This is a genomic window from Streptomyces sp. NPDC090077 (assembly GCF_044747545.1).
Taxonomy (GTDB): Bacteria; Actinomycetota; Actinomycetes; order Streptomycetales; family Streptomycetaceae; genus Streptomyces.
Genome location: NZ_JBIVEG010000061.1, coordinates 1 through 11,546, shown reverse-complemented (window position 1 = coordinate 11,546; position 11,546 = coordinate 1). Strand labels below are relative to the sequence as shown.

Sequence of the window (11,546 nt, the reverse complement as noted above, 5' to 3'; positions counted from 1 at the left end):
GCCGGGTGCCGCCCGCCGGGCCCCGTCGGCCTCCGGTTGCCGTTCGCAGGCCAGCAGTTGGCGATGCGCCGGATGGTCGAGGCGAGCAGGGGGCCCGCATGTCCGTCCGGCCAAGGGGTGGCTGAGCGCACCCCGCGACACGCCGTCGGCGCGGGGGGTGAAAGTGGCGCGGAACGTGAATGTTCAATGTCCGTTTTGCGTAGAAAAGTCGCAATTGGATCTCTGGTGAGATCCTCAGGCGACAAGGAGCAGTGCGGTATGGATGCTCGTCGTAAGGCGAGGGTGCGCTCGGGCGGCGCGTGGCTGGTGTGCGGAGCCCTGGCAGCGCTGGCTCTGGGCGCAGGAGGCGCTCCGGCCGTGGCGGCTTCGGCCGCCGGGTCACGGGTCATGGTTCCGCCGCATCAGGCGAACGACTTCCGCGGTAACCCGTGCGTGGGTGAGGACGGGAGCGACAAGGAATGCAAGCCGCGCCGGGGGCCGCGCGGCCCGAAGGGCGAGCCGGGGCCGGCAGGCCCCCAGGGCCCCAAGGGCGACAAGGGTGACAAGGGTGACAAGGGCGACAAGGGCGACAAGGGTGACCGGGGTCCGAAGGGGCCGAAGGGCCCCAAGGGCCCCAAGGGTCACCCGGGCCCGAAGGGTGACACGGGCCCCCAGGGGCCGAAGGGGCACCCGGGCAAGAAGGGCGACACGGGGCCGGTAGGACCGCAGGGTCCGAAGGGGCACCCGGGCAAGGACGGTGACACGGGTCCGCAGGGCCCGAAGGGTGACACCGGGGCCCAGGGTCCGAAGGGCGACACGGGTGCCCAGGGCCAGAAGGGCGACACGGGCGCCCAGGGTCCCAAGGGCGACACCGGGACTCAGGGCCCGAAGGGCGACACGGGCGCCCAGGGCCCCAAGGGTGACTCCGGCAAGCCCGGGCAGACGGGCCCCCAGGGTCCCCTGGGCCCGCAGGGTCCGAAGGGCGACACGGGCGCCCAGGGCCAGAAGGGCGACACGGGTACGCCGGGCCCGAAGGGCGACACCGGCACTCAGGGTCCGAAGGGTGACACGGGTACCCAGGGTCCGAAGGGCGATTCCGGCAAGCCCGGGCAGACGGGCCCCCAGGGCCCCCTCGGCCCCCTGGGTCCCCAAGGCCCGCAGGGGGCCAAGGGCGACACGGGCGCCCCGGGCACCCCGGGAGCGAAGGGTGACACCGGCGCCCAGGGTCCCAAGGGTGACCCCGGCGCCCAGGGCGTGAAGGGTGACACCGGCAACCAGGGGCCCGTGGGTCCCGCCGGGCCGCGCGGCGACAACGGCCTCCAGGGCGCCAAGGGCGACCCCGGTGCCCAGGGTCAGAAGGGCGACACCGGCAACCAGGGGCCCGCGGGCGCCGCGGGTGCTGCGGGTCCCGCCGGGACCGCCGGTCCTCCCGGCCCGGCCGGCCCGGCCGGTCCTTCGGGGACGGCCGGTATCGGCGGCCCGCCCGGTCCCGCCGGCCCTGCGGGTCCCGCCGGTCCCGCCGGCCCGGCCGGCCCCTCCGGTTCGGGGAAGCCGGGCCCCCAGGGTCCTGCCGGCCCTGCCGGGGCGAAGGGCGACAAGGGTGACAAGGGCGACAAGGGCGACCGGGGTCCCAAGGGTCCGCGCGGCCCCAAGGGCGAGTCCGGGCACAAGAAGGGCGCGGACCTGGAGGTGCGGCGGGTCGTCAACGCCGTCACGGTGCCCGCGGGCACCACGGTCACCATCGAGGCCGTCTGCCCCCGCGGGTACTTCGTCACCGGCGGTGGCGTCACCCTGCGCAGCCCCGACCTGAACCTCCTGTGGGACAACTCGGGCGACGCCCAGAACTGGATCGGCTCGGTGAGCAACACGCTTCCGGCCGGCACCACCACTCCCACGGCCGGTACGTGGGTCGCGGAGATCCACGCGCTCTGCGCGAAGCTCGACCACAAGAAGCCGGACCACATCCGGCAGTGACCGCGGTTCCCGAGCACGTCCGGGCCGCCGCGTTCGCGGCGGCCCGGAACAACCCCCCTGCAAGGAGAGAGAGTTGAACTTCCACCGCGCCCCGGGCCGCACCGGCGTCCGGCTTCCCCGTCCGGCGGTCCTCGTCTCGGCGGCCGCCGCCTCGCTGGCCCTGACCGGCCTGGCGGCACCGGCCTTCGCCGCCGCCGGTCTGGCCGTCGACCCGCCCGGCCAGTCCAAGGACTGCGGCGGTCGCGACGACCGGCGCTCCGCCCACTGCGGTGACCACAAGGGCGGCATCAGCTACGAGCTCCAGTCCCGGACCTCCGAGATCACCTTCACCGTCCAGCCCGGCACCGTGCACAACGGCAGCCTCGCGTGCGACTCCGGCTGGCTCATCGACAGCGGTGGTTACGCGCTCAGCACTCCGCCGCCCGTGCTCGCCGTGCAGAAGTCGATCAAGGGTGTCAGCGAGTCCTGGGAGACGACCGTCGTGAACACCGACGCGATGCTGCCGCACACCTACGACCTCGTGATCGTCTGCAGCCGCCTCGTGGCGGTCCAGCACTGAGGTTCCGGCCGCCTCCCGGCGCCCGGACCCGCTCTCGCGGGTCCGGGCGCCCGTCGTTCAGGTCTACGTCAACTCCCCGTCAAGGAAATCGGTACATAGCTGGCATTACGCCAAAAAACGGCGGTCGGTCGGCCAACCTCCGCCCACGGTTCCGCACCCCGGTGGAGCCTCGGCACAATGGCGCCATGACCTCGCGCAGCCCGATCCCCCCGCAGCTCACCGTCGGCTTCGACCTCGACATGACGCTCATCGACTCCCGCCCCGGCATCAAGGCCGCCTACGAGGCCCTGTCCGCCAAGACCGGGACGTACATCAACGCCGACGAGGCCATCACGCGCCTCGGGCCGCCGCTGGAGGAGGAGCTCGCGCACTGGTTCCCCGAGGCGGAGATCCCGGCGATGCGGGACCTCTACCGGGAGATGTACGTCGACCACGCCATCCTGCCGACGCCGGCCATGCCCGGTGCCCGCGAGGCGGTCAAGGCCGTGCAGGCGCTCGGCGGCCGGGCCATCGTCGTGACGGCGAAGAACGAGCCCAACGCGCACCACCACCTGGAGCACCTGGGGATCGAGCCCGACGCCGTCATCGGCTGGCTCTGGGCCGAGGCCAAGGCGAAGGCGCTGCGCGAGTACGGGGCGCAGGTCTACGTCGGCGACCACATCGGCGACGTGCGCGGCGCCCGGACGGCCGGCGCGGTGTCGGTCGCGGTGCCGACCGGGCCGTGTGCGGAGTCGGAGCTGCGCGAGGCCGGTGCGGACGTGGTGCTGACCGACCTCACGGAGCTGCCGCAGTGGCTGGCGGAGTACGAGCGCACCCGCACCGCCTGAGGGGCGGCGCGGGTCAGGCGGCCTGGGACGCCCGGGCCGCCTTGCGCTGTGCGGCGGCGGACCGCAGCACGCCGGCCGCGGAGATGGCGAAGCCGACGCCCATGAGCATGCACACGGCCCACGCGTACGACGGGAACGGGTCGGTGTCCAGGAACAGCGGGGCCATCGTCGCCAGGGTCGCCAGTGCGCCCACGATGAAGACGATGCCGCCGGCCTTGATCAGGCCGTCGCCGGGCCGCGCTTCGTCGGGATGAGGAGTAACAGTCACCCCACCAGGGTAGTTCCCTGGCCGAAGCGGTGAACCGGGAAGGACCGGGGAACGTCTTGTCAGCGGTTTCTGGACCATTAGCCTGGAGGAAGGCGGGTCGAAGGACCCGCCGTACTGCTATCCGGAGCCGTTCACGACGGTCACCGGGACCCGACGAGCACAAGGACAGAGGACGGACGTGCCTACCGGCAAGGTCAAGTGGTTCAACAGCGAGAAGGGCTTCGGCTTTCTCTCCCGTGACGACGGCGGCGACGTCTTCGTGCACTCGTCGGTGCTCCCGGCCGGGGTCGACGCCCTGAAGCCCGGGCAGCGGGTGGAATTCGGAGTCGTCGCGGGACAGCGCGGTGACCAGGCACTTTCGGTGACGGTGCTGGATCCGGCGCCTTCGGTCGCGGCCGCCCAGCGCCGCAAGCCCGACGAGCTCGCCTCGATCGTGCAGGACCTGACGACGCTGCTGGAGAACATCACTCCGATGCTGGAGCGCGGTCGCTACCCCGACAAGTCGCACGGCACGAAGATCGCCGGCCTGCTGCGCGCGGTGGCCGACCAGCTCGACGTCTGAGAAGACGGAGAAACCCACCCGGCGCCCCGCCGCTCCCGTGAGCGGCGGGGCGCCGGTGCGTCGTCACGGGAAGCTCAGCGCGTCCGCCGCGACGGGCGGGACCAGGCCCTCGGCGGCGGCCCGGGTCAGCAGTCCGCGGACGGCCGCGTACCCGGCGTCGCCGAGGTCGGCGGTGAACTCGTTGACGTACAGGCCGATGTGCTGGTCGGCGACCGCCGGGTCCAGCTCCTGCGCGTGGGCGCGTACGTACGGCCGCGAGGCCTCCGGGTCGTCCCAGGCCATCCGCACCGACGTGCGGGCTGCGTCGGCCAGCGCGCGCAGCTTCTCCGCGCCCAGCGAGCGCTTGGCGATGATCGCGCCGAGCGGGATCGGCAGCCCGGTGGTGGACTCCCAGTGCTCGCCCATGTCGGCGAGGCGGTGCAGCCCGTAGTCCCGGTACGTGAACCGGGCCTCGTGGATGACCAGTCCGGCGTCCACCCGGCCGTCGCGCACGGCCGGCATGATCTCGTTGAACGGGAGGACGACGACCTTGCCGACCCCGTCCGGGAGCACGTCCGCCGCCCACAGCCGGAACAGCAGGTAGGCGGTGGAGCGTTCGCTCGGCACCGCGACCGTTCCGGCGGACAGGTCCGTGCCGGGTCCGCGCGTGAGGACGAGCGGGCCGCAGCCGCGGCCCAGGGCCCCGCCGCAGGGCAGCAGCGCGTACTCCTCCAGCACCCAGGGCAGGACGGCGTACGAGACCTTCAGGACGTCCAGTTCGCCGCGCTCGGCCATGCCGTTGGTGACGTCGATGTCGGCGAAGGTCACGTCGAGGGCGGGCGCGCCCGGGACGCGCCCGTGCGCCCAGGCGTCGAAGACGAAGGTGTCGTTCGGGCAGGGCGAGTAGGCGATGGCGAGCGGGTCAGCGGTGCGCACGGTGCTCAAGGCGTTCTCCCCAGGTGACGAGTACGGGTCCCAGCGCGCGGAATCCGGCGGTGAGGGCGCCCAGCGCGTCCCCGATGCGCCAGGCGTCCCGGTCGCGCGGTCCGACGGCGTTCGACACGGCGCGGACCTCCAGCACGGGCAGTCCGTGCGCGGCGGCCGCCTCCGCCACCCCGAAGCCCTCCATCGCCTCGGCCCCGGCCAGCGGGTGCCGGGCGGCGAGCGCGGCGGCGCGGGCGGCGGTGCCGGTGACGGTGGACACGGTCAGGACGGGCGCGAGGAGCGCGCCGGTGGCCTCGGCGGCGCGGGCGGCGAGCTCGGCGGGCGGCAGGTGCACGCTGCGGCCGAAGCCGAGCTCCTGCACCGGCAGGAATCCCTCGGGGGTCTCGGCCCCCAGGTCGGCGGCGACGAGCGCGTCGGCGACCACCAGCGAGCCGAGCGGGGCGGCGGGCGCGAACCCGCCGCCGATGCCGGCGGAGATCACGAGGGAGTAGTCGGCCAGCGCGAGCGCGGTGGCCGTGGCGGCCGCGGCGGCCGCCGGGCCGACACCGCCGACGAGCACGTCGGCGGCGAGGCCGGGCAGGTCCCGGCGGGTGACGGGGTAGCCCCCGGGGAGCGTGCGCGGTTCGGGCGTGACCGGGTCCGGATGAGGGGTGAGACCGGCGGCCACGGAGTCTGCCTCCGCGGCCACCGCGGTCACGATCAGCGCGCGCACGCCGCTGGGCCCGCCGCTACTTCTTCAGCTGGAGCTTGAAGGACCAGACGTTGAGGGGCTTGCCGTCCTCGCCGACCTGGACGAAGCCGAGCAGCTTCGACTGGGGCGCCTCGCCCTGGCCGCCGGTCGCGAAGACGTCGGCGCCCTGGAAGCTGCGGTAGGTGTTCGAGGAGGGCTCGGTGATCGGCTGGCCGTCGAGGACCGCCTGCCACTTCTTGCCGTCCTCGACGATCTCGGGCTCGACGCCCAGGCGCAGGGTGTCGCCGCGGCCGTACTCGATGCTCTTGGCGTTCTTGGGGTCCGTCAGGCACTCCTGGACCTTGTCCATGGAGAGGTCCTGGCCGTTGGAGCTGCAGTTGCTCTCGGACTCGGCGGACACCGACGAGCTGCCGACGGTCACCGTCGCGAGCGGCGTCGGCTTGTCGCAGGCGGACAGGAGGAGGAGGCCGGCGGACACGGCTCCGAGGGCCGCGACGCTGCGGCGGGCCCTACCCGGGAAAAGCGGTGCGGTCATGAGCCGAAGGCTATCGGGCCGGTGGGCCGCGCCGCCGCACGGGGGTCCCGGTGCCCCGGCCGGGCGTGGCGGAGGGGGTCCGGGGCCCCGTCACGCCACCCGCGGGCGGGCGGAGGCCGAGGGGTGGCGGCGGGTCGTGAGGAGGCCGCGGAGGGCCATCGCGGTGCCGGCGGCCACCATGGCCGCGGCCACCGCCATGCCGAGGACGCCGTTGAGCGGCAGGGCGATGCCGATCGCGCCGCCCAGCACCCACGCCACCTGGAGCAGGGTCTCCGAGCGGGCGAAGGCCGAGGTGCGGACGGCCTCCGGGACGTCGCGCTGGATCATCGCGTCCAGGGAGAGCTTCGCCAGGGCCTGGCAGAAGCCGGCCGTCGCGGCCAGGACGGCCGTGAACAGGCCGCTGAAGAGGACGGCCGCCAGGACCGCCACGGCCAGGGTGGCCGACAGGACCGCGGCGATGATCGCCTCCGGTGCCCTGGCGCGGAGCCAGGCGCCGACCGCGGTCCCGGCGGCGTTGCCGATGCCCGCCGCGACGCCGACGATGCCCAGCGACACGGCGGCGCTCTGCCCGGCGAGCGGTTGCTCGCGCAGCAGGAACGCCAGGAAGAAGATCAGGAACCCGGACAGGGCGCGCATCGCCGCGTTGGCCAGCAGCCCGCACAGCACCGGGCGGCTGACCGTGCGCAGTCCCGGGCGCTTGGAGTGGGCCTCGTGGGTGGAGAGCCGGGCGCGGCGCTCGCCCTTGGCGTCGTCGACCTTGTGCGGGAGCTGGAACGCCGCGAAGGTGCCCCACACGAAGATCGCGCAGGCCCCGTACAGCGGCCAGGGGGGTCCGATGGTGTGCAGTCCGGCGGCCACCGGTGCCGCCGCGCCGGTGGCGAGCAGGCCGGCGAGCGTGACCCGGGAGTTCGCCTTGACGAGTGAGAACTTCGGCGGGAGCAGCCGGGGGACCACCGCGCTGCGCACGACCCCGTACGCCTTGGAGGCCACCAGGACGCCCAGTGCGGCCGGGTACAGCTCCAGGCCGCCGGTGGCGACCGCGCCGGACATCATGAGCGCGAGCAGGGCCCGCGTCAGCATGGCGCAGGCCATCGCCGCCCGCCTGCCGTGCGGGAGCCGGTCCAGCAGGGGGCCGATGACGGGGGCCAGCAGGGTGAACGGCGCCATGGTGATCGCCAGGTAGAGGGCCACCCGTCCGCGTGCCTCGTCGGTGGGGACGGAGAAGAACACCGTGGAGGCCAGCGCGACGGTGATCATGACGTCTCCGGCGCCGTTGATCGCATGGAGTTCGATCAGACGGCCCAGTCCCGACTCGCCCGCCCCGTGGGCGTGCGTGGCGCGCCGGATCCCGCGCGCCGTACCGGTGAAGGGGAGGTGCAGGGCACGCCCGACGGCCCGGCCGGCCCGCCTGGCCGGTCCCGAGCCGTCTGCGGACGACCGTGCGGGTGCCACGTGGCCATAGTGCCCCACGGGGCCGTCCGGGACCCCTCCCGGCGCGTTCCGGGCGGGCTGGGGGAGGCCCTCCGGGGCCCGCGGGGAGGACTGCGCGGCAGTGCGTTGTCCGCGAATCGGACCTCGCATGTGGGCCGAAGGCTTCGAAGGAGGTAGCGTGCGTAGCGCGCCACCGGCGGTTGCACTTGGCCGCGCGCCTCTTCGTGATCCCGCAGAATGGATCACAGTGGGGTGCGCCCGAGGCCGATCGGGGCGCGGACGTCGACGCGGCCCTCTGGTCCGCTCCGCCCGCGCTACGTACGGACGAGACCGACGGGTCGTTGTGGACGACAGTACGGACGGCGCACTCGTGAGACGGCGTAGGAGAGAACGAGACCTGTGAGTGCTGCGACGACGCGAAGCCGTACCCCGCGTACCCCGCGTACGCCCGCCCCGGACCGCCTCTGCGCCGAGGCGGTGGAGTTCGCCCGTGCGGCGGCCGAGGAGGCCGCCTACCCCGGTGTGGTGGGCGAGCACGTGTCCGCCGTAGCGGAGGGCGACCGGGTCGTCACCCACTTCTTCGAGTGCAAGGAGCCGGGCTACCGCGGCTGGCGCTGGGCCGTCACCGTGACCCGCGCCTCCCGCGCGAAGAACGTCACCCTCGACGAAACGGTGCTCCTTCCCGGCGACGACGCGCTCCTCGCCCCCGAATGGGTGCCGTGGAGCGAGCGGCTGCGCCCGGGCGACATGGGCCCCGGCGACCTGCTCCCGACGGACGCCGACGACCTGCGGCTGGAGCCGGGCTGGTCCGGGGAGGACGCGCCGCCGCCGAACTCGGTCGTCTCCACCGAGATGGCCGAACTGGTCGAGGCCGAGGACGCCGACGTCACCGACCGGGTGGTCGTCCCGGTGCGCGGCTCCATCACCGCGGTGGCGGAGGAGCTCGGCATGCGCCGCGCCCGCGTCCTGTCGCGGTACGGGCTGCACACGGCGGCCGACCGCTGGGACGAGTCCTTCGGGGCGAAGACGCCGATGGCGCAGGCCGCGCCCGCGTCGTGCGTCTCGTGCGGGTTCCTCGTGGCGATCGGCGGCTCGCTGGGCCAGGCCTTCGGCATCTGCGCGAACGAGTTCGGGCCGGCGGACGGCCGGCTCGTCTCCCTGTCGTACGGCTGCGGCGGCCACTCGGAGGCCGCGGTCATGCCGAAGCCGCCGCGGCCCGCACCGCCGGTGCTGGACTCGATGGCGACGGACGAGTTCCCGCTGCGCCCGGCCCCCGACACCGGCTCGGTGCCCGCGGCGGAGGCGGACCTGCCGGCCGCCGACCTCGGGCACTCGTAGCCGCGGACGGTGAGGGGCGGGCCGCCGGAGTACGGCGCCCGCCCTCGGTTCACCGCAGGGTGATCGGGGCCGCGGCCCCGACGGCGCCCAGCTTCTCGGGGTTGCGGACGAAGTAGATGCCCGCGATGCGGCCGTCCTCGACGTGGAAGGCCATGACGCCGTCGAGTTCGCCGTCGAGGTGGGCGAGGAGCGCCGGACTGCCGTTGACCACGGTGGGGGTGATGGTGAACCGGTCGGCCTTCTTGCCGACGCCGCCGATGATGAAGCGGCCCACCTTGTCGGCGCCCGTGACGGGGCGCAGCGCCGCCTGCTTGATGCCGCCGCCGTCGCCGACGAGGACGACGTCGGGGGCGAGCACGTCCAGGAGGCCCTGGAGGTCGCCGTTGTCGAGCGCGCGCCGGAAGGACTCCATGACGGCCCGGGTCTGGCTCGCGCTGACGGACTGGCGGGGGCGTCGTGCGTCGACGTGCTTGCGGGCGCGGTGCGCGATCTGCCGTACCGCGGCGGGGGTCTTGTCGACGGCCGCGGCGATCTCGTCGTAGCCGACGTCGAAGGCCTCGCGCAGGACGAACACGGCGCGTTCGGTCGGGGAGAGCGTCTCCAGTACGAGCATCATCGCCATGGACACGCTCTCGGCGAGCTCCACGTCCTGCGCCACGTCGGGTGCGGTGAGCAGGGGTTCGGGCAGCCACTCGCCGACGTACGACTCCTTGCGGCGGCTCATCGCCCGCAGCCGGTTGAGGGACTGACGGGTCGTGATGCGGACCAGGTAGGCGCGCCGGTCCTCGACCTGGGCGAGGTCGACCTTCACCCACCGCAGCCACGTCTCCTGGAGGACGTCCTCGGCGTCGGAGGCCGAGCCGAGCATCTCGTAGGCGACGGTGAAGAGCAGGTTGCGGTGGGCCGTGAAGGCTTCGGTCGCCGCGTCGGTGGTGCGGTCGTCGTCGGTGTGCATGTGGTCGGTCCCCCGGTCGGGTCAGGCGGCCGCGGTCTGTCCGTTCGCGGCCTGGAGCTTCTTCTGGCGGGTGGCGGCGCCCGAGCCGCGGTGGAGACGGTAACCGCCGGGCTTGCGGGCCTCGTCGGCGAGGTGCTTGACGACGACCGTGCAGACGGTCTCCTTCAGCTTGGCCCCGGGCTTGCCGTCCACGTGGAACCAGATCGCGGTGTCGGCCTTGGCGAACTGGAAGATGCCGTCGTGGCGTCCGAGGCTGATGCACTGGGCGCCGAAGGGCTGGTTGAGGGTGTCGGGGCGCTCCCCGGCGAGGCGGCTCAGGACGGTGTCGGCGGCGCGGGCGCCCAGGGGCATCGCGGCCTGGCAGCTCATCCGCAGGGGCAGGCCCGAGGGGGCGGCCGAGTCGCCGGCGGCGAGGATGCGGTCGTCGTCGACGCTGGTGAGGGTCTCGTCGGTGAGGAGCCGGCCGGCGGCGTCGGTGGCCAGCCCGCTGCGGGCGGCGAGGTCGGGGACGGCGAAGCCGGCGGTCCAGACGGTGACGCCGCTGGGCAGTTCGCGGCCGTCGGCCAGGCGGACCGTGTCGGCGGTGACGTGGGTGACGGTGCTGCCGGGGCCGTCGACGACGGTGACGCCGAGGCGGGCGAGGCGGCGGGCGACCGAACGGCGGCCGCGGGTGTGCAGGTAGGGGCCGAGGGCGCCGCCGCAGACGAGGGTGACGGGGCGTCCGGTCCCGGCGAGTTCGGCGGCGGTCTCGATGCCGGTCGGCCCGGCGCCGACCACGGTGACGGGGGCCCCGTCGGCCGCGGCGTCCAGGACGGGGCGCAGCCGCTGGGCGTCTTCGAGGGTGGCGATGGGGTGGGCGTGTTCGGCGGCCCCGGGGACGCGGAGGTCCGCGCCGGTGCTGCCGACGGCGTAGACGAGGTAGTCGTAGCCGAGGCGGTCGCCCGAGGCGAGGGCGAGGGTGCGGGCGGGGGCGTCGATGAGGTCCACGCTGTCGACGACCAGGCGCACGCCCTCGGCGAGGACGTCCTCGTACGCGACGACGGCGGTGTCGTTGCCGGCTGCCAGCTGGTGCAGGCGGATGCGGTGCACGAACGAGGGGCGCGGGTTGACCAGGGTGACCGTCACGTCGCCGCGCAGGGTCAGCCGGTTCGCGGCCATGACGCCCGCGTAACCGCCGCCGATCACGACCACGTTGGTGTTGTTCTCGCTCATCGTGTCCTCCTCCGTTGGGGTTCGGACACAAGACACCGGGCCCCCGGAGACTGTGACAGGATGTGACGCAGGTCACTTCGGACCGCTTCGGATCGCTTCGGGCGGGGTGGGAACGGGCCCCTGTCGTCACCCCCGTGAACGACAAGGGCCCCTCACCCGCAGCGGATCCCGGCCGGGGCCGGGACCGGCCGTGCGCGGTGGCCTGGAACAGAGCTTAAGCGGGCGTCGTCCCAGGTCATGTGCACTGCGCGCAGAAAACGTTGACGTTGCGCGCAACAGGTTTGGGAGACG

General features: G+C 74.0%; 12 protein-coding genes. 5 read left to right on the top strand and 7 right to left on the bottom strand.

What is annotated here, in order from left to right:
• Positions 1-432: 432 nt before the first annotated feature.
• From ACIPW5_RS39600 to ACIPW5_RS39590, 3 genes are all read left to right on the top strand, one after another.
• On the top strand, positions 433-1,953 hold the full coding sequence (locus tag ACIPW5_RS39600; protein ID WP_401256298.1) for a hypothetical protein: 1,521 nt from the start codon (positions 433-435) through the stop codon (positions 1,951-1,953).
• 73 nt (positions 1,954-2,026) lie between these two features.
• Positions 2,027-2,512: a hypothetical protein gene (locus ACIPW5_RS39595; protein WP_401256295.1), complete on the top strand. Its 486-nt coding sequence runs from the start codon at positions 2,027-2,029 to the stop codon at positions 2,510-2,512.
• 185 nt (positions 2,513-2,697) lie between these two features.
• Entirely contained in the window at positions 2,698-3,339 is a 642-nt protein-coding gene (locus ACIPW5_RS39590; protein ID WP_401256292.1) for an HAD family hydrolase, read from the top strand.
• A 13-nt stretch (positions 3,340-3,352) separates the two neighbouring features.
• Here ACIPW5_RS39590 and ACIPW5_RS39585 read toward each other — a convergent pair whose 3' ends face one another.
• Positions 3,353-3,607 carry a hypothetical protein gene (locus ACIPW5_RS39585; protein WP_401256289.1) on the bottom strand — a complete coding sequence of 85 codons (255 nt, stop codon included), beginning with the start codon at positions 3,605-3,607 and terminating at the stop codon, positions 3,353-3,355.
• Positions 3,608-3,785: 178 nt separating this feature from the next.
• Between ACIPW5_RS39585 and ACIPW5_RS39580 the strand changes: the two genes are divergently transcribed.
• Complete coding sequence (locus ACIPW5_RS39580) at positions 3,786-4,169, top strand: cold-shock protein (protein ID WP_007265584.1); 384 nt, start codon at positions 3,786-3,788, stop codon at positions 4,167-4,169.
• A 63-nt stretch (positions 4,170-4,232) separates the two neighbouring features.
• On the opposite strand, the gene ACIPW5_RS39575 is transcribed toward ACIPW5_RS39580, so the two are convergent.
• The 4 genes from ACIPW5_RS39575 to ACIPW5_RS39560 form a co-directional block, all read right to left on the bottom strand.
• Complete coding sequence (locus ACIPW5_RS39575) at positions 4,233-5,093, bottom strand: 1,4-dihydroxy-6-naphthoate synthase (RefSeq protein WP_401256286.1); 861 nt, start codon at positions 5,091-5,093, stop codon at positions 4,233-4,235.
• Positions 5,071-5,805: a futalosine hydrolase gene (locus ACIPW5_RS39570; RefSeq protein WP_401256283.1), complete on the bottom strand. Its 735-nt coding sequence runs from the start codon at positions 5,803-5,805 to the stop codon at positions 5,071-5,073. Before ACIPW5_RS39570 ends, ACIPW5_RS39575 begins: the two co-directional genes overlap by 23 nt.
• A gap of 16 nt (positions 5,806-5,821) precedes the next feature.
• On the bottom strand, positions 5,822-6,319 hold the full coding sequence (locus ACIPW5_RS39565) for a DUF2771 domain-containing protein (RefSeq protein ID WP_401256280.1): 498 nt from the start codon (positions 6,317-6,319) through the stop codon (positions 5,822-5,824).
• 90 nt (positions 6,320-6,409) lie between these two features.
• On the bottom strand, positions 6,410-7,789 hold the full coding sequence (locus ACIPW5_RS39560; RefSeq protein ID WP_401256277.1) for an MFS transporter: 1,380 nt from the start codon (positions 7,787-7,789) through the stop codon (positions 6,410-6,412).
• Between the two features lie 360 nt (positions 7,790-8,149).
• On the opposite strand from ACIPW5_RS39560, the gene ACIPW5_RS39555 reads away from it, so the two are divergent.
• Positions 8,150-9,088 carry a DUF3027 domain-containing protein gene (locus ACIPW5_RS39555; protein ID WP_401256274.1) on the top strand — a complete coding sequence of 313 codons (939 nt, stop codon included), beginning with the start codon at positions 8,150-8,152 and terminating at the stop codon, positions 9,086-9,088.
• 49 nt (positions 9,089-9,137) lie between these two features.
• On the opposite strand, the gene ACIPW5_RS39550 is transcribed toward ACIPW5_RS39555, so the two are convergent.
• Both ACIPW5_RS39550 and ACIPW5_RS39545 read right to left on the bottom strand, forming a co-directional pair.
• The gene (locus ACIPW5_RS39550; RefSeq protein WP_401256272.1) at positions 9,138-10,043 is read right to left on the bottom strand and encodes an RNA polymerase sigma-70 factor; all 906 of its coding nucleotides are present in this window, start codon (positions 10,041-10,043) and stop codon (positions 9,138-9,140) included.
• Positions 10,044-10,064: 21 nt separating this feature from the next.
• On the bottom strand, positions 10,065-11,255 hold the full coding sequence (locus ACIPW5_RS39545) for an NAD(P)/FAD-dependent oxidoreductase (RefSeq protein ID WP_401256269.1): 1,191 nt from the start codon (positions 11,253-11,255) through the stop codon (positions 10,065-10,067).
• Between the last annotated feature and the right edge of the window lie 291 nt (positions 11,256-11,546).

Excerpts from the sequence above, each read along its gene's own strand:
- ACIPW5_RS39590 (WP_401256292.1), top strand. The coding sequence starts at position 2,698 with ATGACCTCGCGCAGCCCGATCCCCCCGCAGCTCACCGTCGGCTTCGAC.
- ACIPW5_RS39565 (WP_401256280.1), bottom strand. The coding sequence starts at position 6,319 with ATGACCGCACCGCTTTTCCCGGGTAGGGCCCGCCGCAGCGTCGCGGCC.
- ACIPW5_RS39550 (WP_401256272.1), bottom strand. The coding sequence starts at position 10,043 with ATGCACACCGACGACGACCGCACCACCGACGCGGCGACCGAAGCCTTC.
- ACIPW5_RS39545 (WP_401256269.1), bottom strand. The coding sequence starts at position 11,255 with ATGAGCGAGAACAACACCAACGTGGTCGTGATCGGCGGCGGTTACGCG.